The 24,585-nt window shown below is 40.9% G+C and carries 18 protein-coding genes; 5 read left to right on the forward strand and 13 right to left on the reverse strand.

Annotation, left to right across the window (positions count from 1 at the left end; translation table 11 throughout):
• Positions 1-11 precede the first annotated feature (11 nt).
• Complete coding sequence (locus R9C00_11000) at positions 12-377, reverse strand: DUF2200 domain-containing protein (protein ID WPO37978.1); 366 nt, start codon at positions 375-377, stop codon at positions 12-14.
• A 390-nt stretch (positions 378-767) separates the two neighbouring features.
• Between R9C00_11000 and R9C00_11005 the strand changes: the two genes are divergently transcribed.
• The gene (locus R9C00_11005; protein ID WPO37979.1) at positions 768-3,803 is read left to right on the forward strand and encodes a hypothetical protein; all 3,036 of its coding nucleotides are present in this window, start codon (positions 768-770) and stop codon (positions 3,801-3,803) included.
• 102 nt (positions 3,804-3,905) lie between these two features.
• The gene (locus R9C00_11010; GenBank protein WPO37980.1) at positions 3,906-4,616 is read left to right on the forward strand and encodes an ABC transporter ATP-binding protein; all 711 of its coding nucleotides are present in this window, start codon (positions 3,906-3,908) and stop codon (positions 4,614-4,616) included.
• 176 nt (positions 4,617-4,792) lie between these two features.
• Here R9C00_11010 and R9C00_11015 read toward each other — a convergent pair whose 3' ends face one another.
• From R9C00_11015 to R9C00_11060, 10 genes are all read right to left on the reverse strand, one after another.
• Positions 4,793-5,416 (reverse strand): thioredoxin family protein, encoded by a 624-nt coding sequence (locus R9C00_11015; protein ID WPO37981.1) that lies wholly within the window; start codon positions 5,414-5,416, stop codon positions 4,793-4,795.
• A 12-nt stretch (positions 5,417-5,428) separates the two neighbouring features.
• Positions 5,429-5,920, reverse strand: a complete 492-nt coding sequence (locus R9C00_11020; GenBank protein ID WPO37982.1) for a TlpA disulfide reductase family protein — start codon at positions 5,918-5,920, stop codon at positions 5,429-5,431.
• 618 nt (positions 5,921-6,538) lie between these two features.
• The gene (locus tag R9C00_11025) at positions 6,539-6,718 is read right to left on the reverse strand and encodes a hypothetical protein (protein ID WPO37983.1); all 180 of its coding nucleotides are present in this window, start codon (positions 6,716-6,718) and stop codon (positions 6,539-6,541) included.
• 85 nt (positions 6,719-6,803) lie between these two features.
• Entirely contained in the window at positions 6,804-7,706 is a 903-nt protein-coding gene (locus R9C00_11030) for a hypothetical protein (GenBank protein ID WPO37984.1), read from the reverse strand.
• A 665-nt stretch (positions 7,707-8,371) separates the two neighbouring features.
• A complete protein-coding gene (tnpA, locus tag R9C00_11035; GenBank protein ID WPO37985.1) occupies positions 8,372-8,836 on the reverse strand; it encodes an IS200/IS605 family transposase in 465 nt (154 codons plus the stop codon).
• A 630-nt stretch (positions 8,837-9,466) separates the two neighbouring features.
• On the reverse strand, positions 9,467-10,105 hold the full coding sequence (locus tag R9C00_11040) for a hypothetical protein (GenBank protein ID WPO37986.1): 639 nt from the start codon (positions 10,103-10,105) through the stop codon (positions 9,467-9,469).
• An 830-nt stretch (positions 10,106-10,935) separates the two neighbouring features.
• The gene (locus R9C00_11045) at positions 10,936-12,951 is read right to left on the reverse strand and encodes a M13 family metallopeptidase (GenBank protein ID WPO37987.1); all 2,016 of its coding nucleotides are present in this window, start codon (positions 12,949-12,951) and stop codon (positions 10,936-10,938) included.
• A gap of 179 nt (positions 12,952-13,130) precedes the next feature.
• Positions 13,131-14,165, reverse strand: a complete 1,035-nt coding sequence (locus R9C00_11050; protein WPO37988.1) for a serine hydrolase domain-containing protein — start codon at positions 14,163-14,165, stop codon at positions 13,131-13,133.
• A 228-nt stretch (positions 14,166-14,393) separates the two neighbouring features.
• Positions 14,394-15,611, reverse strand: coding sequence for a hypothetical protein (locus R9C00_11055; GenBank protein ID WPO37989.1), 1,218 nt, complete (start codon positions 15,609-15,611; stop codon positions 14,394-14,396).
• Positions 15,612-15,805: 194 nt separating this feature from the next.
• Complete coding sequence (locus tag R9C00_11060; GenBank protein WPO37990.1) at positions 15,806-16,243, reverse strand: universal stress protein; 438 nt, start codon at positions 16,241-16,243, stop codon at positions 15,806-15,808.
• Positions 16,244-16,477: 234 nt separating this feature from the next.
• On the opposite strand from R9C00_11060, the gene R9C00_11065 reads away from it, so the two are divergent.
• Entirely contained in the window at positions 16,478-17,404 is a 927-nt protein-coding gene (locus tag R9C00_11065) for a calcium/sodium antiporter (protein WPO37991.1), read from the forward strand.
• Between the two features lie 173 nt (positions 17,405-17,577).
• Here R9C00_11065 and rlmF read toward each other — a convergent pair whose 3' ends face one another.
• A complete protein-coding gene (gene rlmF / locus R9C00_11070) occupies positions 17,578-18,564 on the reverse strand; it encodes a 23S rRNA (adenine(1618)-N(6))-methyltransferase RlmF (protein WPO37992.1) in 987 nt (328 codons plus the stop codon).
• Between the two features lie 586 nt (positions 18,565-19,150).
• Between rlmF and R9C00_11075 the strand changes: the two genes are divergently transcribed.
• Positions 19,151-19,876 carry an SDR family oxidoreductase gene (locus tag R9C00_11075; protein ID WPO37993.1) on the forward strand — a complete coding sequence of 242 codons (726 nt, stop codon included), beginning with the start codon at positions 19,151-19,153 and terminating at the stop codon, positions 19,874-19,876.
• A gap of 76 nt (positions 19,877-19,952) precedes the next feature.
• Here R9C00_11075 and R9C00_11080 read toward each other — a convergent pair whose 3' ends face one another.
• Complete coding sequence (locus tag R9C00_11080) at positions 19,953-20,867, reverse strand: hypothetical protein (protein WPO37994.1); 915 nt, start codon at positions 20,865-20,867, stop codon at positions 19,953-19,955.
• A 331-nt stretch (positions 20,868-21,198) separates the two neighbouring features.
• Between R9C00_11080 and R9C00_11085 the strand changes: the two genes are divergently transcribed.
• The gene (locus tag R9C00_11085; protein WPO37995.1) at positions 21,199-24,576 is read left to right on the forward strand and encodes a bifunctional proline dehydrogenase/L-glutamate gamma-semialdehyde dehydrogenase; all 3,378 of its coding nucleotides are present in this window, start codon (positions 21,199-21,201) and stop codon (positions 24,574-24,576) included.
• Positions 24,577-24,585 lie beyond the last annotated feature (9 nt).

Consider the following 24,585-nt stretch of genomic DNA (forward strand, 5'->3'; position numbering starts at 1 on the left):
TTTGCTTTTAATTAGGCTTTACGTAAAATCTTCTCCATTTTTTTACCTTTTGCCAATTCATCTACCAACTTGTCCAAATACCGTGTTTGCTGTGTCAGTGGATTGTCGATTTCTTCAATTCTATAACCGCATATTACTCCTTTTATGAGGTGGGCATTTGGGTTCAATGTTGCTTCCTGAAAGAATGTTTCAAAAGTTGCTTTTTCATCAATAAGTTCTTGAAGCTTGGCATCATCAAAACCAGTTAGCCATTCAATTACATGGTGCAGCTCTTCCCTTGTTCTGCCTTTTTTCTCCACCTTTGTAATATAATGAGGATAAACTGAAGCAAATGTCATTTTTGCTATTCGTTCATTATGTTTCGCGGTTGTTTTCATAACTATTGTTGGTTTTGATTTGGGAATATTACTTTCAAGAGTGTTCTCAGAAACAATAATAGTTAGTTTACTTCTAAAAAGATATGCGTATCGGTGACTAATCGATTATTGCTCCCATATAACCCATTAAAGGTAACTTGCATATTGCCCAAAAAGGTGGAGGTGTGTAGGTTGTGATCAACTTTAGCCAAGTTGTTTGATAGTCTGGAAGAGTGACTTCTAAAATTTGCCAAAAACCAATAATGGATGGGGATTTGTTACTATCTTTCCACTATTTAGTATGTTTGAAAAAACATTGTGAATATTTATAGAAAATAAAGGGCAATCGAAATGATTGCCTTCAGATTTAATTTAACACTTAAATATATTATTGTTATCCAATAATCAAATATGAATAACTTCTTTTTTTGGAAAAACTGGCCTGTCTCTTATAAGCTTTTGTATTTTTTTGTGGCTTTAGTTGCCCTTGGTGGCTTTGGCTATTATTTGTGGACTTACGAGCTTGGAAACGAGAACGTGATGGGTTGGGAAAAAGCCGGGGAGCTGGACGTGGTTGAAGTTGTGGTTGATTCGTTCAATAAATACCTTTTTGAATTTCAGATGAAAGGGAGCTCTTATCTGCTTACCGAGTCGTTCGTAGCTACGGATGTGGCAGTGAATACACTCTCGCATTATCTCTTTTTGGGGATGGTAATGATTGGTGCTATACTCATTTTGGTAGCTATTTCAGATCTTTCCTACCTGTGGTTTGGCGTGGGTTCAATGACTTTTTTCTTGCTTTTGGCATTTATGAACCCCGAAAACTTGGGTATTTTCAGTGAATGGGGTGGGAGTACCCTTTTGGTGCTCATGGTGGCAAGTTACCTTGTTCCAGCTTTTATATTTCTCCAGATGTTTAAGCAAAGTACTTACTTGCTTAGGTTTGTCATTTACCTTGTAGTAACTGCTTTTTGGGTGTATTATATCAATGAAAACACTGCGGTTACGCACCCATTTTTGCATCTTTCCTCTTACGGTATTGTAATGCCTATGCTCATTGCCATTGCCTTTATTTTGTTGGTTGCGCATGAAAATATTCGGGCTTTTGTAGTCTTTACCACCCACGAATCGGTGGCAGCGCGCAAAGATACCACCAAGAGGTTTGGCTTTTTGGCAGCGGTCTATTTGCTCAATATGATAGTGGCGATGCTTCAAATTACGAAGACCTTTGATCTAGGCATGGGCTATATCCATCCCTTTTATATTTTCATAGCCTCGGCTATCATCGGGCTTTGGGGCACGCAGCACAGGGAAGTCCAATACAAAGAAATAATGAGGTTCAGTGCAACAGGGGCTTTTCTCTACATGGGTGCCCTGATTATTTGCCTAGCTTCAATCTTTTTGGCTTTCGCCAATACAAATGACCCTTTGGTAGAAGTCTATGAAGATACGATTATGTATTCGCACATAGGCTTTGGGGTTGCCATGGTTATTTATGTGATGCTCAACTTTTCTGACATGATGAAAGATGGGCAACCTGTTTATAAAGTGTTGTTCAGGCCCATGAAGTTAGATTATATCTATGCCATGTTTTTTGGGGTAGCCATAGTGGCAGGGTTGCTGTTTAATGCTCGCTTTTTTACCTATAAACAAGCTTTTGCAGGGTACAATAACTCTTTGGGCGATTTGCATCTGGTAATTGGTGACGAATTTTTGAGCAAGCAGTATTATAATTTAGCTTTGGGTTATGCTCCCACTAATCATCGCTCTTATTATTCCTTGGGCAATTTGGCAGAAAAATCAGAAGACTGGGGGGCCGCAGAGTATTTTTATACCGAAGCTCAATTCAAAAAGCCCGCTCCTTATGAGTTTGCTCGCTTGGCAAATGTCTATAAAAAAGATAATCGATATTTCAGAGCGCTTTTTGCCTTGCGAGAAGGGTTGGATAAATTTCCAGAGAGCGGGGAGTTGTACAACAATTTGGCGTTGTATTTCAATAAAACAGACATAGTGGATAGTGTACTCATCTACTTGATGCTGGGTAGGGAATATGCGTTGCAGCCCGAGGTGGTGGAAAGTAATATGTATGCTTTTCAGGCAAAATTGGGTAAAGATGCTTTTCCCGATTCGCTTTTTGATACCGAAAGTTTCAAGCCAAGTGTCGCTACAGCAAGCAACAAATTGGTTTATCTCAATAAGTTGAATGAGCGCTATCCTGATGGTTTCGAGCTTTCATATTTACCGCCAGACTCGGTGCTTATCACTTCTGAGCTGTGCTACATCTATAACCTTGCACTGAACGATGCAGGGCTTGAGGTAGAGGGCTTACTCCCGTTGCTCGATAGCCTTGTTCAAATCCCAGAAAACGAGCAGTTCTCTCTCTATTTGAACTATGCCCGTGCAACGCTCAATTTTAAGAAAGGGGCTTTTAAAAGGGCGTATCAGCAGATGGTGGAAGTGTCGGAATATGGAGGCAGGACCAATCCAGAGTTTGTGTATGACCTGGGCTTGTGGATGTTGGCATATGACCTGAATGAAAAGGCTGCCGATTATTTCCGCCTAGCCACAAACCGAGGCAAACTAGATGCTTTGCTGGAAAGAGGGGTTGCCCTTTCTGAGTTGGATGACAAAGCCGAAGCAATTGAAATTTGGCAACGTATATTGGCTGGGGCAAACGAGGAACAAAAAATCATTGCCCATGATATTTTGGGCTTTATCTCACCTGATAGTTTAAATTCATTGAATTTAAGTTCTGATTTGGACAGGTTTAGGTATTTGCACTACAACCAGGCTGCTGTTGGTCCACAGGAGTTTGACGATCTTTTTTCCAAAGTAGAAGCAGCTAATTTCAAAGTGGTGGTAGCTTCGGAAAGGGCCCTTTATTTGTTGGGAAGGGAGCGGGTGAGCGAAGCAGATGGAGTGTTGGAAAAAATAGCAGGACTGGAAATGGACAACCAAACAGCGCCATATTTTCTAGAGGCATATTTGAGTTTGGGCTATCATAAAAAAGACTTCGATGCTGCATTTATCAACTTGATTGAAAATGGAGATTTTGCCAAAGAAAAGGGATATTTGCAGAGCTTTTACCAAGGTGTATACAGGAAATACAAACAGATGAGTGGGGCAGAGGGACTGTTAAAAAAGTCGATGGAACAAAACCCATTCTATCCAGTTTCATATATTGAGCTTTCTTCTCTTTACGAGGATAACGATCAACCCGAAAACGCCTATAATATCTTGGTGGATGGGTTGGTTTTTAATCCCAATAGCATTGAATTGCAAAAAGCCTATGCACTAAAATGTTTGGATATGGGCTATATGGATTTTGCCGAAACGGCTTTAGTTGACTTACAGGATTTGATGCCCGTTGCCCAATATCAGGAATTTGAGCAGCTTTACAACAATAAAAAGGCTGATATAGAAAAATCATTTGAAGACTGGAATTAATGATGTTCTTTTGGGGTAGCAAAAATAAAATTGGACGGTAAAGTTTTTTAACCTGAATAATTGACAATCTCTTATATACAAATACGCCAAACAAATAGCTAGATGGAAGAAGTCATAAGGACCAAAAATATTTCTAAAATATACAGGATGGGCAGCGAGACCATCCACGCATTGCGCACAGTAAGCATTAGCATTAATAGAGGAGAATATGTAGCTTTTATGGGTCCTTCGGGCTCGGGAAAGTCAACGCTCATGAACATTGTTGGTTGCCTAGATACCCCAACTGCTGGGGATTATTTCCTAGCTTCCAAAAATGTGAGCCAGATGTCGGAAAATGATCTTGCCGAGATCAGGAACAAGGAGATTGGTTTCGTATTCCAAACGTTTAACCTCTTGCCTCGCTCTTCTTCCTTGGAAAACGTAGCACTTCCGTTGGTCTACTCTGGATTCAACAAAGCTGATAGGGAAGAAAAAGCGATGATAGCGCTAAACAGTGTAGGGTTGGGAGAAAGGGCAAGCCATAAGCCCAACGAGCTTTCGGGTGGTCAGCGCCAGCGGGTTGCTATTGCAAGAGCTTTGGTAAATGACCCGAGTATCATCCTTGCCGATGAACCAACGGGTAACCTCGATACTAAAACTTCTTACGAGATTATGGACTTGTTTGAGCAATTGTACGATAAGGGCAATACCATCATTATGGTAACGCACGAAGACGATATTGCAGAGTATGCGCACCGTGTTGTCCGCTTGAGAGATGGGGTAGTTGAAACAGACAAGATCAACGAAAACGTAAGACAAGTTAACCCTCATTAATTAGTTAAGAGCTTAGAAGCAGGGAATTAGAAGTTAGAAAAAAGTAAAATTCTAAAACAAAGTTTTTCTGACTTCTAGTCTCTAACTGAATTGAGCCCAAGTTACCATGTCAATTCATCACTAATAAACGAGTTTTTTGAGGTGTCAAACAGGTTCAAAAAGTACCTTGTTGATGATTAGCGCTCTTTCCACTTTATACTACATCCTACCGCTTTGGTCGTGCTTTTTCGAACTTTTTTTCCAACAATTAACCTGTCTATTGCATTGGCAACATAGCTTTTGGTCGCTTCCGATCCATTTTGCGGGCTATCATCTATCGCACCAATGTAAACCACTTTCATTTTCCCTTCTTCTTTATTGATCAAAAACACATGCGGAGTTCTGGTAGCTCCAAATTGTTTGGCTACAGCCTGGTCTGCATCGTGTAGATAGACGAAGGGGAAGTTCATATCCTCTGCATGTTGCTGCATTTTTTCAAATGTATCTCCTGATGACTTTTCTCCATCGTTGGAGTTGATGGCGATGATGGGATAACCTTGTGGGGCATAGGTATAATGAAGCTCTATAAGACGGTGTTCGTTGAGTTTTACAATTGGGCAAGTGTTGCATAAGAACACAACGATGAAGCCTTTAGAGCTTTTGAGGGCGCTCAACGAAATCATTTTACCCGATACGTTTTTCAGAGAAAAATCTTTCACATGGCTGCCTACCTCATAGTTGGTCACAGCAGGCGGACCTATCATAGAACCCATCAGTAAAAGCATGGATGCTAGTACAATGAAGTTGAGTAGTTTTTTCATGTTGCAGTGTTGTTAGTTTAGAAATGATTGGATGGTCTCGTCTAGTTTTTCGAGACCCACTTTCCCTACAAATACCTTTCTCTGTTTCTTGGCATTGTTGAAGATGAGAGTAACTGGAATCGCTCCATCCCATTTTTCTTCTACCATATTATACCAGTCCTGGTCTTTTCCGTAGTCTAACAAAAATACTGGCTGTGGCATGCTTTTCCTTTCTACAAAAGGGATGACTTTTTTCTCTAAATGATTGGGGAAATCGAGGCTGATCATACTGAATTCCACTCCTTTCGGCTCGTATTTGTTGAAAGCTGTTTCAAATGCGGGTAGCTCGGCTATACAAGGGGCGCACCACGTTGCCCAAAAGTTCACCACATAAAGTTTATCTTCCGAGGAATTGGTGATTTCCTTTACTTCTTTGATTCCAATTTTTGTGACTTTTTGGCTAAAAGCTACTTGGGATACTACTAGTAGTGAGATAGCGAGTGCCATCGTTTTAAGTAATTTCATAAGTTTATCTTCTTCTTTTGTTTGTGGTTTAGATAAATGTACATATGTATTCAAGGTTTTCTTAACCTCTCTCAGTAACTATAATTAATATCCACGCCTTCTGAACGTGGTCAGAGATCGTTCTACGGGTTTAACCCTTCTGATAAATATCGACCCATGCTTACTTTTATAAAGTTGTCCCCACAACAAAAAAAGTAAAACAAATGAGTCGATTCTTAAAGTTATCACATACGATATGGTATTGCAAGTACCATATTGTCTGGACTCCGAAATATCGTTATAAGGTGTTGGGAGGCGAATTAAAAAATGAGGTTGAAAATTGTATCGGGACATTTTCCGGACAGCTAGGCTGCAAGATAGATCAACTAAATTTGCACTTGGCCATATAGACTTGATAACCGGAATTCCCCCGACGCTGTCGGGTAAGGACGCTGAAGGACCCTTCCGACAAGCCGCCTAATTGCTCTTCCGTAAGATAGGTCACATAGTTTTCCTCATCGTGCAAAACGTTATTCGAAAACTTGGTGTATAGGCTTGAGAGCTCCTTGTTGATAGCTGCATAACGTGCTTTTTTCTCCGCATCTAGCTCAGCGCCGTTCATGGCAAAGCTCTTGTAGGTCAAGTCCACCACACGCTGTTGGTCGGCAGCAAGGGGTTCTCCTGAGAAGCATCGTACACCGCTTTGATGCGTTGGAATAACGCTTCGTTTTGAGTGATTTTAGAACGAAATTCGGAGAACAAAGGAGCAAGCTCCGTCTGGACAGCCCTGAACTCAGGCGAAGACCTATTGCTACTCAAAATACCGTAGTAGGTAAAAGCCTCTTGTTTTCAAACTAAGCAATCTAATGTTTTCTAGCTATATAAAAAATATTTGGTTATGACATTATTTCTGTAAATGTTTTAAATTTAGTTCAGGATAATTGATCTTAGCATGTTCAATAAATTCATCTAAAGAATTAGGATATTTTAAAACAAAGTCAATTAGGCTCTTTTTTGGTTTTTTATATTGTTTATAAACTTCTTTAATAATTGCTTTTCTTGTTCCATCTTTCATTTGGGTAATCATTTTTGTAGGTGGATTTTTTTGGTTTAAAACTTCTTTAGAAATATAGTTGCTTGAAATAAACCAATTGTATAAGCTAGAATATGCTCTACTCCCAGAAATAATATTGTTTGGAAGTAGTATAATATGATGATGATTATTATTTATAGGAAGGTCAGCTGATTGCTTTTCCCAATTCTTAGTATGGTCATTGTAAAATTCTATATCTACGGGATGAGTTTTTATAGAGTATTTATTGCAGATTGTTGTTGTGAAATCCGTAAATATATCACGACATACATTTGAAATAGTATCTGACATTATATCTTGCCCAATTCCATCAACAAGTAGTAGAACATTATGAGCTTCATTGGTTATCGAAACACCCTGTCGAGCAAATCTATTATTTCTTAATGCGTTATATATATCTTCTGCTTTTGATTTTGAAATTGCTTTTCCTTTATTATTTGAAGAATAACCTAAATGATATTCATTGGGTTCATGTAAATGGTTTAAGAATGGAATGCCATTTTTAAAGTCATTTTTCTTAATATAATTATCATTAAGCTCTCTAAGAAAACTATTGAGTTTTTTACTTAGTTGGGAGACTAATTTATTAGATTTATTTTTTTCAATTAGAAAAGGGTCAATAAATGCTAATAAATCCTCATCATTGATAGGGATGTCAACGAATTCTATATTACTATTTTTGATGTTAAAATGAGTCGTGAATTTCACTTCCATATTTTTAAATTTATATATTAGGATGATTTCTTTTCCTTAATTACCACGTATAGTACATTCTTAAATATAGTATACAATAGTTTGCTTTTCGAGTATATTCTATTTTTTCTTGTTAAAAATATGTACTTTAGTATTGTAAGACTTTATTAAAGTGCATCCAGCGGAGAAAACCAAGTTTGCCTTACTATTCTAATAACCAAGATACATCGAAGTGTTGGGTTTTGGAGGCTAGGTGAAATTGTATAAATGCCTCCTTGCTCCCAAACCAATTGATGACTTCGTTTCTGCATAAGTAGGTTTTCTTTTCTGACAAGTGGGCGTGGTAAGAGGAATAGGGGTAGTTTCTGAAATCAGTTACTAAACCATGTTTCTCATGGTTGGCATGATTAAATGTCGCATAGGTCAATAGTAGTTGCTCTTATGCAACACCTACGGCGTTGTTATTATTAAATTAGCAATTGCTACAATTGTGAAACCCATACTGGGTTTTGTTCTGTGCTTTAGGCTTATATAGTTTTTGGGCTTAACATTCCTGATTAAATATGAGGGCTGAGGGGTACTTAAGAAGTAATATCCCGTAGGGATTCCAAAATTGTAGAATCGAGAGAATAAATAAAAAACAACCCCGGGAGGGGTTGCATAAGATGTGACAATTATATCAAGAACTATTCAAAGAATTCAAAAAGATAGTTGTCATCAAACTCTATCTCAAACTTTTTCAAAAAGCCGATGTATTCTTGTTTGAAACTAAACTTCTTGTGGTGCTCTTCTTGGTTTAGGATATACTGGTATACTTTATCCAAATCTGATTTGCTGTAAGAAAATGCCCCATATCCTTCTTGCCAAGAAAATTTGCCTACAAACCACTTTTGTTCATTTATAAAAAGAGAGGAGCTTCTTTTCAGGTCTCTCACTGTATCAGAAATAGCATGTTTTGGGTTTAACCCTAGCAATATGTGGATGTGGTCGGGCATGCCATTGATGAGAATGCATTTATGCCCCTTGTTGTTTAAGTGAGTCGCCATATAAGGATAAAGTGTATCACGATGGGGCTTTCGCAACAGTCCATTCCTGTTTTTTACTGCAAAAATTAGTTGTATAATGAGTTGGGAATATGTTCCTGGTGCCATGGTTTTCTTTTTTCCAATTTAAGAATAGCCAAACTAGTTTCCAATATTTTGTGCAACACCTACGGCGTTGTCATTATTAAATCAATATTGCTACAATTGTGAAACCCATACTGGGTTTTGTGCGCTGGACAAGTGTAGATGGGATGGTTTGGATTGAAGTTTTTGATTGCACTTTGTCAAGTACTTAAACCAAAGATTCCTACAATTGTAAAACCTCTCGTCATTCAGGGTGGGCAGGCTATACTGGGTTTTGTTTTATGTTCCAAACAAGAGTGTTTTTTGGGTTCATCATTTTTGATTATATATAGAGATGCATAAGCAAAAAAATCCCGTAGGGATTCCACAATTGTAGTAAAAGAAAGTAAACAAAAAACAACCCCGTGAGGGGTTGCATAAGATGTTCCAAGTAACGGATTGACCTCTACAAGTATCAACCCTCAACAGTCTCCAAAGTATTACCAACACCTACTTCAGTAGCCGGAGCTATTTTGTACATCCCTTCGAAGTTGCGTAGCTATTTATCGAAGATTTTGCGCTTTTTGTTACGCAGGGTGGCATCTTTGGCTTTTTCTTGAAGGGCGAAGCTATAAAGCGATGGCCTCGTTTGGAGCGAGACCATCGATCAGTTGGTTAGCTAATCTTTGCTTTCTCACTCTTCACTTTGCTACTTGCATTAACCGAAACCTGCCCATCAGGCGTCGCCTTATAGATTGCCTTGAAGGCTTTGAGCCAGCTGTGGAACTCGGCTTTTTGGATGTCTCGGTCTGCGGTAGAAGCTTTTGCCAAGTTGGCGGCGTGGAGGGCTTCTATGCGGAGAGTGGCTGCTTCTTCGGCTAGGAGTAGCATTTGTGCCACCAGTTCGGAGCTTACGTTTCGCTTTTTAAAGCGGTCGCTTATCACCTTGTCCTTTTGGGCGAAGCTGTAAAACTTGGTGATGTAGTCCATGATCCCACTGATGTCGTCGGGGCGTTTGCCTTGTAGGTTGAGGCTTTTCCAGATGCTTTTTTCTTCCTCTTCGTCAAAAATGTTACGGGCTTTGGCAATGTGCTGGGTATATACAGTTTCCAAGGTTTTCATCGCCTCGTGATATACATCATATCGCTTGCTTTTTTCGGCTTGCAGCTCGTCCCATCGGTAATTGGTCTCTTTAAATCGGTCGGCCATTGCCAGCCCCTCTTCCAATTCCTTTTTGGTGTAGCCTGCATTGTTTGCCTTGGCAAGCAATACGGGGTTCATCAAGATGGTAGAAAGGAATTCCCTGTTCTCCATCAATTGCTTTTTCCAGCTGTTGCTAGGTTTTTCTTGCTTATAACTTCTTGTGTTTGCATGTGTTAAGTTTAAATTGGATAATTAATTAGTTTGCTTTTTAAAACGGTTAGGCAATTCTTTGTTGCCTCGCAAAAGAGCTAAAATCTTACGATGTAAGCTATCCGTTATTTTTAATGTATAGCATGTCAAATGTAAGGTAATCGTAAAATGGGAAGGCAAATTGGGCAGTCCTTGCGCAAGTTTTGTTATAAAATGTGCAAGAATTTAAGCAATGCTTACATCTTCAAAATTATTGTGTAGGTGATTTTGGGCTTTTTGAAGGAAAGTGTCTTCCAAAAGCCAGTGGAGTAGCTAAAATGTTTAACGTATTGACATAAAAGCTGAGAGGATGTCTATAAAGTTAGCAAGGGGTGCCTCAAAAGTTGGGGGGACGTCGTAAAAGTCGGGGGTATTACATGAAAGCTGGTGGGATGGAGTAAAAGCTCGTGGGGCGAGGTAAATTTTTGGAGGATGTAGGAAAAAGCCCGTGTGGGAAGAAAAAAACTGGTGGTTTGCTTATAAAATGAGCAAAGACCAAAGTCGGAGCTAAAAAGCAAGAAGTAAAAGCCGGTGGGACGCTATAAAAGTTGGTCGTTGCCTTGTTTTAGATGGAAGTTGTTTGGCTTGGACTGGGAGGGGTTTATGTAGGGGGTGGAGGAATTTGATAGAAATTTAGTTGATCATACCGACGTAAGCGTTTCAAAACACCCACGTCGGTGTGGTAACTGTAGAGCAAAGCCCTATAAGGTTTAAAAAACCTTATAGGGCTCGAGGTTGTAATAACTAACCCTCTACCAAATAACAATCCTATCCTTTTCCTCCAAGAACATCTTGTCTTCGGGGCTTACATCAAATGCTTCGTAGAAGGGGGTAGCATTCATTAGCGGGCCATTCACGCGCCACATAGGCGGGGAATGCGAATTGTTGTGCAACCAGAGGTGCAGGAATTCATCTTTCATTTTTACTTTCCATACCCGGGCTACGGAGAGAAAGAAGCGTTGGTCGGGGGTGAAGCCGCCAAGTTTGGTGGTGTCTTGCCCTTGTTCTGTCATTTTGAAGGCGTCGTAAGCAACGGCTACGCCTGCTATATCTGCTGTGTTTTCGCCTACGGTCATGGCGCCGTTCACGTGCAGGCTGTCCAACACCGTAAACGTGCTGTAGAGGTCAATCACCTGCTGGGTCTTCGCTTTGAATTTTTCATAATCGGATTCTGTCCACCAGTTTTTTACATTTCCTTCCTTGTCGTACTGAGCGCCTTGGTCGTCAAAGGTATGAGTGAATTCATGGCCAATTACCAGTCCGATCCCGCCATAGTTGAGCGCATCGTCGGCAGTGTAATCGAAGTAGGGAGGCTGCAAAATACCTGCGGGGAACACAATCTGGTTTGCCGAGGGATTGTTGTAGGCCGTTACCGTAGGTGGTGTGGTGAACCATTCCGACTTATCGACGGGCTTGCCCAGCTTCTCTATTTGTCGGCGATACCTGTCTGCCATAGCAGACATCCTATTCTCAAAGTAGGTATCTTTTCCTATCTCCACACTGCTGTAGTCTTTCCACGTATCTGGATAGCCAATTTTCTTGGTGATGGCAAATAGCTTTTCTTTCGCTTGAATTTTAGTGCTGTCGCTCATCCAGTCGAGCTTGTCTATGCGCTTCGCATAGGCTGTCTGGATATTATTGACCAACACCAGCATGCGTTTCTTCGCCTCTTCGGGGAAGTATTGCTTTACGTACAATTGCGCCAAGGCATCTCCTAGGTTTCGATCCACCGCACTGGTGATTATTTCTCCCCGGTTCTTTTGCACCGACTGGCCGGTAAGGATTTTGGAGTACTCAAATGAAGCATCCACAAAAGGCTTGCTCAAGTTATCGGCATAATTGGCGATGGAGCGAGCTTTCAAGTAGACTTTCCAATCGTCGATTGAAACGCTACTTAGTAGCTCATTGAGTTTGTCGTAATAGGCAGGCTGCCCAACATCTATTGAATCGGTTTGGGCTCCTAGGTTCGCCAATAAAGTTGACCAACCGATGTTAGGGTGGCTTTTGTCAAGGTCTGCTACCGCCATTTTGTTGTAATTCGCCTTCACATCTCGGCGTTCCACCCGTGTTCGGTGCGATTCGGCAATTTGTTGCTCTATACCGTAAACCAACTCGGCATTTGCCGGGGCTTCTTCAGCAGTGCTCCCCGTGAGCTGGAAGAGGGTAGCAAGGTAAGTTTTGTAAGCTTGCTGGATGGTAATGGTAGAGGAGTCAGGTTTGAAATAATAATCCCTGTCGGGCAGTCCAATACCTGTTTGGTAGGCGTGGGCAATATTCATGCTGCTGTTTTTGTCGTCTGGCCCTACTCGAAAAGAAATGATCGAATTGTTATAGACTTTAGCCGCTGCTGCCACATAGGCCATTAGGCTTGGCAGGTCAGAAATTGCCTCTATTTGGGTAAAAATCGGTTGGAGAGGCTCATGTCCACGTTGGTCGATGGCGGTGGTATCCATGCCCGAAGCATAAAAATCGCCTACCTGTTGCTCTATGCTGCCTTTAGGGTGCTCGCCTTGGGAAATACTGTCCAGTATCCCTTGCATACGCATCCGCTGCGGATAGTTCATAAACATGTACGCACCGACACCCGCTTGGTTAGCTGGTATCTGGGCAGAATCGTACCAAATTCCGTTGGCATACCGAAAGAAATTATCCCCGGGGCGCAACGTGGAGTCTATCCCCGTTATTTCGACAATGGGTTTTTCTGGTGGGGGAGTGTTGCATGCATGCAAAGCAAGCAGCGCAACCAAAAGAATCAAAAGATTTTTCATAGTAGCTTTTGTGGTTCAAAATAGGTTGTTGACTGCTTAAAGATAGGGAATTTGGGGTGGGATGGAAGTACTAGAGGGTGTTTTTGTTGGAACGTTTTGATTAACGCCGTTACTCAGAGTAACGGCGTTAATTTGAGTCCAACTTGTCCGAAGACATTACTAATGTCCGATTGGTTTTTCTATTGGAGATCCTTTTTCAGTATTTTGACAACTCTGTTGTTTATAATTTCTGATAAGTTCCAATTATATAGTTTAGAGTCAGTTGTGCTATAGAACGCAATAACAACAGCATCAAGGTCTTTGTGGTATTTGGCAAAACTCTGGTATCCGGGAACCCAACCGCCATGTTCATACTCGTAAATGGAGGAATATATTTCCTGTTCGCCCTGTTCAAATAATGATCCATCGTTCAAGGCTCTTAGGAATGTACCTACGTCTTCTGCCGTAGCCAACATGCCATGCTCGTCTGCTTTTAAATCAAGGGGATGCCCTACATGGTAGCCACTCATTACATCGTCCATGTTTACTTCACTTAGCGAACTGAAGGTATGGTTAAGGTGTAGTGGCATTAGTATTTCTTCCTTAATGAATTGAAAGTTTGGATAACCTAATGTGTTGTCCATTATCTTATTGAGCAGCAGATAGTTTGTATTGCAGTATTCATAGTCTTCATCTGGGGAGAAGTTTGCAGGCTTGTCCAGAATCAATGCAAGGCTTTCCTCGTAAGTCTCGGTTGGCGCTGCCCAAAAGTTGAAAGCATCTGTAAAATTGGGAATACCACTTCTGTGCTGTATCATCAACCTCAAGGTGATTTTCTCAGCATTTTCAATTCTTCCGACAAGCTCTGGTAAATAATCGGCAATAGTTTTGTCCAACGAAAGGTGTCCTTCACTTACCAATTTGGTGACAGCCACGGCATCATACAGCTTGCTGATGCTGGCAATCTTAAATAAGGCTTGAGGTTTGGCAGGGATCTTGGCTTCTCTATCGTGCCATCCGGCGGCAAAATACTGATGCGGTTTACCAGCTTGGTCTATATAGACAATCATTCCGTCAAATCCATGGTCAATGGCTTCCTCTAGCTGTTCTTGAACCGTGTCTGGTAGCGGCAGTATCCATGCCTTTACCAAAAGCCATGGCACAAAGTACAAGGAGGATATGGAACCTGCGATAAGGACTATTTTCAGAATTTGTTTTATTTTTTGCTTGGTCATACTATTTGAGGGAGGAGAATTCAGGACTTGCTCATAATAGTTGCCTATCAGAACAATTCCTGCCACACAGTAACAATTACATAGCGCCAATTCGCCAATTGTGCTTTCTAGTTGCGCTCTCGCAAATTAACCCAAAAATACAACTAGTCCAAGGCTACGGATGATTGAGAGTTTATTGATGAAATAGGAATGTGTTTTGCTAGTTGATCGAATGCTCAGGCTTATTACTTAATTCCAAACGCTATATAAGCCCCAATAACCAAAACTTACAATGAGTAGTAAGTATATCAAATTGTTGGAAATTAATAGGGCTTTTGTCCTACGTTTTGTGTTGGCTGATTTGAATCGCTTGAGGGTAAAAGAGGTGACAGGAGCGATGGTCAGCAGCAGTAAAAATGGTATGTAGGAGGAGGCGCTGATTAAACTTGAGCTGTAGTGCGTATAAGGAGCATCAAAGTAGTAGATGTAGCTATTGGTTGCCAATACAAATAAATAACTTGTCAATAACACATTCATTCCCGATAGTAGTGCTATAGTTTTAAATGAGATTGCTGAGCTTTTGTTTATAAAGAAGAATACACAAAGCAGAAAGGCAGAAAAGGTTAATATACCGCCCAGAACAACCAGTGAAACTCTTAGCTCTGGAGTGTTAAAAGGTGTTTTGTAAGTAGCCAGTCTTTCAAATTCCGAGTTTTTTGGAAATAGGTCTGGTATGTTTATAATGTGGTCTCCTTTTGCCAATTCTTCAGCAAGCCCGAATTGTACGCTGCTATCGTATTGATGGTAAAAATAGAGATTGACCGAGCGGTTTTTTGTATCCCAGATTGATGTTAACAGAGTCCCATCACCGTTTCTGTTTCTGCACACGTGCATGGTGTCAGCCAGTGAGGTACAAAAAGCCAGTGAGGTATCTGCATCGTGAGTTTTCAGGAATTCCTTGCCGTTTTTGTACCGAATTAATTTGTTGGCTTGTTCCTGTTCGGTTATGGAAGGGCAGAAGTTGGATAATACATAATTTGCATCATTACCAACTATCAACTCGTAGGGTTCTACCACAAGGTACTTGCCTGAGCTGTCAATATAAATGAAAACATCGTCGATAAAAATGGAATGGTCGTATTGATTGATAAACTCGGCAACTTCTTCTACTGTGGAACATGTGTGCAGTATCTCGGATAAGTAGGATACTTCATTGGTTATTTTCTTGCCCTGTGGAGCAATGCTTTTTTGAGGGTAGTACGCTACCAATCGAGAAAAAACCAACCCTGCTTCATTCATGCCAGATTGTGGGGCAAACCTGTTTGAAGAGACCTGTCTTGACCCGGTAAAGCCAGCACCATATTCATAGGGATTTTGTGCGTTTTCAAACCAAATTTTTGAAGTAGTCCGCCAAGCATCTTCGTTACAACCAACTACTGTTTTATCACCAACGGTTAGTTTGTACATACTACAAGCTGATAACTCTTTTTGTACTACAGTAACAAGACAGAAAATTAATAAAATAAGCACTTTTAAACTATTCATGGAGTAGGATTTAAGATTGAGGTTTCTAAACCCTATACAACATCTGTGCAAACTTTGTGTAGAGTGTTTTTATGTTTTGGGTTTTGTAGGGGGTAAGTATCTTTCATGTAAAAAAACTACCCCTCCAAAGGGACTATCAGCACCGGGATTTTTGATCTGTTGATGATTTCCGATGAGACACTTCCCACCAATGCTTTGTACAAGAAGCCATGCTCTCTATGTCCTGCCACAATTAGGTCTGCGTGTAGTTTTTGTGCTTCCTCAATCACCATTTTGATGGTCGCTCCTTGCACTAATAAGCTCTCTGCATCAATGCCGTGGTTATTGAGCAGAGCTGCGTATTCTTGCAGTTGCTGATGCTCCTTTTTAAGGTCGGAAGCTCGGGAGTCCCTTACGTGTTGTGGACCTACTCCGTAGCCAACAAAATCAGGGTCAGGTGCAGCTATATGCACTATCCATATTTTTGCATTGAACGCAGCTGCAAATTCATATGCCTTGTCGATGAGTAACTGATCTCCTTTTTCAAAGTCGATGGTGACTAGTATAGTTTTCATATTTTTATGTGTTATGTATGGTTGCTTATATATAAGCATACGGAAATGTGACAGGCTGGGGTGTTGGCATTCAAAAGATATTAGCCTATTTTTAGGGGCTTCAAAATGTATTGAAAACAGTGTGCCTTAGTTTTGGACGAGAATGGAATAGTCCATTATTTTTTACATTTTTATTAATACTATGGCTGGGTGTTCGTTTTGTTAGCATTGGAAAACTTTCTAAAATAGACTTCAATGGATATTTATTTGGATATTCTGGTAATTATAATCTGTATCATTGCTTTGGCAAAAGGATCTACATGGATGGTTGATTCTTCTATTCGGATTGCCAATACGTTTCGAGTTCCCGAGCTTGTTATCGGGCTGACGATTGTGGCATTTGGGACTTCAGCCCCTGAGTTTGGGGTGACTATTCTTGCCGCTATGAGGGGTATGAGTGATATTGCCATTGGAAATGTAGTAGGTTCAAATATTTTTAACCTTGGATTTATTTTGGGTGGTACGGCTCTTTTTGGAGCGCTAAATTCGTCCAAATCTCTTGTTTACCGAGATGGGATGTTCCTATTTTTCGGGTCGGCACTGCTTACAGTGTTTTTGTGGGATTTGTCCATGTCTAAGCTAGAAGGGATTATTTTGTTTGTGTTACTCTTTGTCTATCTAGGGTTCTTGTTTATCAAAAAAGAACCGATGGAGAAAATAGAGTTGAAGGAGAAAGCCCGCAAGCTCGACTATTTGCTGATGCCCCTTGGTTTGGGGTTGATATTGGGAGGATCTCACTTCTTGGTCGATTCGGCGGTGAATGTTGCACGGGCTTTTGGCATGTCGGAATGGGTGATAGGGGCAACTATCGTGGCCTTTGGTACATCGGCACCAGAGTTGGCTACTTCGATTACAGCATCATTCAAAGGACACCATGGCTTATCTATTGGTAACCTTATTGGGAGCGATATTTTCAATATTTTTGGAGTATTGGGTGTAGCCGGCATTCTTCAAAATATGGAGGTTGATCCCGAAGTCACTTCAAACCTTTACCTACTAATGGGCATGATCGTGCTCACCCTCTTCTTCCTACGAACCAATTGGAAGTTGGCCCGCTGGGAAGGTGCAGTGCTATTGCTGATCGGGGCAATCCGTTGGTATTTTAGCTTTACGGCGGGGTAGTGTGAGAGTTTCAGGTTGCGTGTTGTAGGTTTGTATTGAGGCGAAATAGGTGTAAAAGATTTATACAAACCCTCACGGGGTTATTTTTAAGCATGTTTCCTTGTTCTACAATAGTGGAACCCTTACAGGGGCTCTTTCCCCAAAAAAGCCTACAAGAGCCCACTCATTTAAAGCTAGCTATCACCGTTGGTAGGTTTTTCATCTTTCCATCTCGTTTCTCTCCATTCTTTTTGCTCTTCTTTGGAAAGGAACGTCCATGCTATTATTCGGCTGGCTTTGTTGCCTGTGCCCGTGGGGATGGTTCGTACTTCCGTAGTGCCTGTTTGTTCTAGCAATTCGTTTATCCCTTTGAGGTTGGACGATTTGGAAAGCAAGGTAGAGAACCATAAGCAGTTTTTGGAAAACTTTTGGCTTTCCTTCACCATGTTGCTTATGAACTTGTATTCCCCGCCTTCGGTAATAAGCTCGTTACTGATGCCGGCAAAGTTGAGAAGCGGTTCTTTTACCTTTTTTCCAGTAAGATTGCGAACTTTTCTCTGCGTTCCTTTCTGGGCCTCTGCTTTGGATGCATGGTAAGGAGGATTGCAGATCGATAGGTCAATCTTGGCCTGCCTATCGATTATCCCATAAAAAATATCTTTCGGATCTTTTTGCAATCGGCATTCGACCTTACCTTTTAGCTCAGGGTTGTTATCAACTATTTGCCGTGCTGATTCAATAGACTTGGGATCAATGTCTGAACCAATGAAGTTCCACCCGTATTCCACCACGCCTACAATGGGGTAGATGCAGTTTGCGCCTACGCCGACATCTAGGCAAGTGATTTTGTCGCCAGTAGGGATGTTGCCAAAGTTATTGGCTCGCAACACATCTGCCATGTGGTGGAGGTAATCCGCTCTGCCGGGGATAGGAGGGCAGAGATTCTGGTCTGGAAAATCCCAGTACTTTATGCCATAGTAATGGTGGAGCAGCGCCCTGTTCAGGAGCTTTACCGCAGCAGGATTGGAAAAATCTACCGAGTCGTCTCCATATTTATTGGGCTTTACATGCTCGCCCAGCTCAGGTGTGACGGCGATCAATGCGCTAAGATCGTATCGTTCTCGGTTTTTATTGCGGGTGTGTAGCCTGTCTTTTATTTGTTTTTTCTTCTCTGATGGCATGGTTCGCTTGGCTAGGTTGGTTTAAGGGCTGCAAGTTACGGCTTTCAGCTTACAAGTTTTGAGCTTGGCGGGGAAAAGGTGCTTGTGGAGGATGGGTAGAGGTACCAAATCCTGAAAACCTTTGCCGCTTTCTACTAGTTTTGTTTATCTAGCGTATAGTAATGTTATAATTTGGCTTTTTATGAATCTATTTGATGATTCAATTAATGGAAGGGTTTAAGATTGATAGTTAAGAGGTTAGACGAAATAGCACGGCAACTTGGGATCAATTCAAGCGGACGCTTGAAGTTATGTTTTAGGCATGAGCGAGATGCTCGCGCCAGTTTTTCTTCTTTTTTATGAGAAACTATTTTTGATCCTTAGTTACAATGTCAGTTCAGTTAGATGCTAGAAATCAGAGTTTAGAAAAAAATTAAAACTAAAAAAGGTGTTTTACTAACTTCTAGTCTCCAGCCTCTAACTTCTTTTAAGAGCATAAACTATCACCAATAAGCTAGTTTTCCGAGGTATCAAGTAAAATCTAAAGAAGCTATTTTATAGTACATATCATACTGATTATTCAATTATAAACCAATAAAAAGAACAAATGAGTACATCAAATTTAACTGCGTACATCACTGGAGGAAGTAAAGGAATTGGCTATGGCATTGCCGAAGCAATCTTGAAAGAAGGGGAAAAAGTGGCGATCACTTCCCGCACGCAAGCAGGGGCTGACAAAGCAGTGGAAGCGTTGAAAGCCAGCACGGGAAATGACCAAGTGATCGCATTGGAATGCGACGTAAGATCATTGGAAGCACAAGCGGCGGCTATCAAAGAGGTGACTTCCAAGTGGGGGAAGCTGGGTTTGGTAGTGGCGAATGCCGGAGTAGGGAAATTTGCTCCTATAGAAGACCTTACGCCCGAAGATTGGCAACAGACCATTGATATCAATTTGACAGGAGTGTTTAATACTATTAAGGCTTCTGTAGAAGCGTTGAAGGAATCAGAAGGGTATTTTATCACGATTTCAAGCTTGGCGGGAACGAATTTCTTTGCAAACGGATCTGCATATAATGCCAGCAAGTTTGGGCTAACAGGTTTTACCCAAGCGGTGATGCTGGACCTGAGGAAGTACGGCATCAGGGTGAGTACCATCATGCCCGGCTCTGTAGCCACCTATTTCAATGATCATACGCCTAGCCCAGAGGACGACTGGAAAATACAGATTGAAGACATTGGTGAGATGGTAGTAAATCTCGTGAAAACCAACACAAGAACCCTTCCGAGCAAGATAGAAGTAAGACCAACTACGCCACCTTCGGCAAGAAAATAATAGGCAAGCTTTTAGTTACCCCGGGCTACTGCTCGGGGTTTTCTCCCTTTGGTAAAAGCAGGAAGTGCTGGCTCTTTTACCTTGGCTGTAGGTTCAAAAAGAAATTGACGGCCTTGTCTTTTGCTTCTATAACATCTACCAACGTTTGTATAAAAGCATTCACTGCTTTCATGTTGAATATAACCTGGCCTTCAAGAAACGCTACAAGCCTTCTCTTGCTTTTTATTTTATATGTTTTGTGGAAAAGCGTGTAGAATTGTAAGGCATAATTATCCAGATTGTCTTTCTCTACTTTCAATACATTTGTAAGCAGTATTTCAGCCATTTGATTGAGACTGAGTTCATAGTCTTCGCACAAGTATTTATAAAGATTGTTCTTGTTGTTTCCCTTAAACTCTTTAATAATGGTCTGCCGATCAAGCTCTTCCTTGGCAATCGAGGCTTTGAACTTTGAGAAAAACTTGCTGTCTAACTCAGTTAGGATAGGATGTAGGTAGAGGATAATAGCTTTGGCATACAACTCTTGGTTTGCCTCTTTTTCTATAATATGTGCATTAATGAAATCATCTTGTGATGAAGGCTCCAACAAATTCCATAGCTTAGACTTGCTGAAGCTATAATAGGCAATATCATCATTGATTTCTATGTGCCTCATTATAAAATCAACTTTGGACTCCACCAAGCCAAGTGATTCATTTTGCTTTGTCGCAGAGGATAGTAATTTTTCTTGGTTGGCAAGTTGTTGGTCTAGTTTTTTGATCATTTGCAACAGAGCCAAGTTGATTCTGTTCTTTTCCTCCACATAACTCCCCAAGCCTAATATTTCAGAGTTTTTAATCTCAGCTAGGTTTGAAGAAAGTAAAACCAAATTATCGATAAATTCCGTGAGGTTATGCTCGCTGCAAAACTGGTACAATTCATCAATTGCTTTGCTCGTCTGAGCCTGCATTACAAAAAGCCTTATTGTTTCAACGATGTTATATTCTTTCATTCTCTTAGTGTTGGTTGTCCTATGAGTAGCCATTATAAAGATATTAAAATAGCTGGATTACACGAAAAAAGAAAGGGAAAGTTGTGTTCTAGAGGATTTTGTTGATTAGCTAATAACATTATACAAGTAGTATAGGGGTGCTTATCTAGGATTTGTTTTAGTTGTTTTAAAATCGTAATATATTCAAATATACACTATGAAATTTCGCTTGCTATAACTACTTTTCCCGATTATTTTTCAGTCGGGAAAAAGTGCTGTTTATTAATAGCCTTGGAAATAGCTGAAATGTATTTCAATAGCCAATAATTAATACATAAAAAAACAAGCGTTTATGTCGTTTAAATTATCAACCAAGCAAATTGACCAAGTCCTAAAAACTGCGGTAGGGCTTCAGAAACCAAGAAGAAAGGCGCCTCCAAATCCATTTGGAAAGCGCATAGGGCCGATCATAAAATCACCTGAAGGCAAGATCTTTCTAATTCGGTTGATGGATGTGGCCTTTAGGACTAAAAATTACTCAAGGGTATCGTCTTATGTATACCGGCTCTTTAAGAGTACAGATGCACACCAAAAACTATTTAGCACACAAGAAAAGGTGCTTGTAAGGCTGTTTAATATGATAGGGTATAAGTTGCCCTCTGTAAGCGTGCCTTTGATGCTGAAAGAAATTCAAGATGTAACAAGTCCTGTAGTGTATTTTTTGGGCGACAAGAAATATAAAGAGCACTACGGTAAGCGCAAAAAGCAAAAGATTCAGTTAAATATCAACCTCATTGGGGAAGCATTAATTGGTGAAAAAGAAGCGGAAAAAAGGATTGAGCAATACTGCAATTTGTTAGGGCAAAAGGAGGTTGATTATATTTCCATTAAAGCTTCTACTATTTATTCTCAAATTGAGTCCATTGCACATGATCAGGTGGTGGATGTGTTAGTAGAGAAGCTCTCTATCATCTACCGCAAAGTATTGCAAGTAGAAAAGGAAACTGGGGTTCAAAAGTTTGTCAACTTGGATATGGAAGAGTATCGTGACTTATCCATTACACTGGCAACGTTCAAAAAGGCATTGGAGAAGGAAGAATTTAAATCTTTGCGTGCAGGTATTGTTATCCAAGCGTATTTGCCCGATGCTTTTAATGAAGTTTGTAAACTTCAAGAGTGGGCTGTAAAGCGTGTGGAGAGTGGCGGTGCGCCAGTTAAAGTGCGTATTGTGAAAGGTGCTAATATTGAAATGGAATTGACAGAAGCATCAATGAGGGATTGGCCTGTAGCTACGTACGGTACTAAATTAGAAACAGATGCGAACTATAAAAGGGTATTGCTCCAGCTTTTAGATGCGGATAAGGTCAAAAGCATGAATGTTGGTGTGGCGTCCCATAATATTTTTGATTTAGCATTCGCCCTAAAGCTTGTAGAGGACCTAGATATTTCAGATTTTGTTGATTTTGAAATGCTAGAAGGCGTGGCGCAGGGTACTGTTATGGAAATTGTGCACAGAGGGATGAATGTAGTGCTTTATACGCCTATTGTGAAGCCTAGCGATTATAACAATGCAATTGCCTACTTGGTGCGCCGATTGGATGAAGGCACTCAAAAAGGTAACTTCTTGCGCGAAGGGTTCAACCTAGATGTTAATTCAGAAAAATGGGAAGAATTGCAGCAGAACTTCCTTTATTCCTTGGGTAAAATGGATGTGGTGAAAACTACCCCTAACCGTACCCAAGACCGTTCTACACAAGTTGTAGTTCCTCAAACAGAATTTAAAAATGTTCCCGATACGGACTGGGCGCTGGAAGCTAACCGGAAGTGGATAGCAAGTGTAAAGAAACGCTGGGAAAAACCTGTTGAGGTTGTTGGTGACTTAATTCCTGTTGTGATGGATGGGGCTTCAAAGGAAAGGTCCATTGTCAAACAAGAAAACTGGAAAGGTAAATTGCCTTGGCAGTACGAACTGGCAACGGAAGGTGATTATAAAGAATTTATTGCGGCCGATTCGGAATGGTACGGACTTTCTACTGCCCAAAAGGTCAAATTGTTGAGAAATGCGGCTGTTAAAATGGAAGAGCGTCGTGGTGATCTTATAGCAGTAGCCATTGAGGAGTTAGGAAAGACAGCGCCCGAAGTGGATGTAGAAGTCTCTGAAGCGATTGATTTTGCCAACTTTTATGCTCAGGCATTGCTAGATGTAGACGCTGAAGGCGTGAGCTATGAATGTTCCGGAGTAAACTTGGTTTTGTCTCCGTGGAATTTCCCAATTGCTATTCCTATAGGAGGGGTGCTCGCTTCGTTGGCAGCAGGCAAGAAGGTGATCTTGAAACCTTCACAAAATGCAGCGGCTTGTGCGTATCTTATCAGTCAATGTTTGTGGGATGCTGGTATACCTAAAAGCGCTTTTGCCTTTTTGCCAACCGAAGAATCCAACCTCGATGCGTTCTTGTCAGAGGGAAATACCTTCGATGCTGTTATTTTAACAGGAGGTACGGCTACGGCTCAGTTCTTATTGAAGCGCAACCCACATTTGAACCTGTATGCGGAAACTGGTGGTAAAAATGCAACTATTGTTACGGCATTGTCAGACCGCGACCAAGCGATTAAAAACGTGGTGCAATCTGCTTTTGGAAATACAGGGCAAAAATGTTCGGCGACTTCCTTGCTGATTTTGGAGGAAGAAGTGTTTAATGACAAGCATTTCAAAGAATTATTGAAAGATGCTGCGGAAAGTAGGGTTTATGGCGATCCTTGGGATTTCCATACAAGCATAGGCCCATTGGCAGTTCCTATCAACGACCGTATTAAACACGTGATTGAGAATACGGCTGACAAAGATTGGCTTCTTAAGCCAGAGCTAGAAGGGGACTATCTTTTGAAACCGGGCATAAAATGGGGGATTACCACAGCAGATTACGGTTATAAGAATGAGCTTTTTGGCCCTATTCTTTTTGTGATGAAGGCGAATGGGTTGCAAGATGCCATAGATAAAGTGAACGGTGTAGAATACGGTCTCACAAGTGGAATAGAATCCTTGGCACGAGAGGAGGTTCGCTACTGGAAAAACAATGTAATTGCTGGAAACTTGTACGCCAATAGAAGTACAACAGGAGCGATTGTGATGCGTCAGCCATTTGGAGGCATGAAAGCGTCTTGCTATGGTTTTGGGATGAAAGCAGGAGGTGTTAACTATGTGCGCCAGTTCCTGAACCTAAAGCCAGTAGAAATGGTGGATATGAGCCAGATAGAAAACAACTATTTACTCTATTTCTTGTCGCATTTCAATAAGGAAGTGGACTACGCTCATATTCGTGGGCAGCACAACACTTGCCGATACATAAAGCCCAATAAGGTGCTTGTTTTGGTAGGGAAAGACACTACCCAAGACCATTTGGACATGGTGCTTACAGCCTGTGACGTGCTCAAAATAGAGGCTCAGGTATATGCAATTTCAGAGCTAAGTTTAAAAACAGAAGTTCCTCTCTTTCAGGTTGGTTCATGGGATGAATTGGTTCCAGATATCAACTTTGAAACTAGGGTGCGGAGCCTGACCAATGAAATTGACGATGCCTTCAGAGTATCCTTGCATGAAAAGCATATCAATATTTATGATAGAACCCCTGTTCCCAGTGGTAGGTTTGAACTTTTGAATTACCTAAGCGAGCAAAGTATCTCCATCAATTACCACCGTTATGGTAACCAGATGGGAGAAAGGTCTAAGTAAATAGATTAG

This window comes from Flammeovirgaceae bacterium SG7u.111 (assembly GCA_034044135.1).
Classification (GTDB): Bacteria; Bacteroidota; Bacteroidia; order Cytophagales; family Flammeovirgaceae.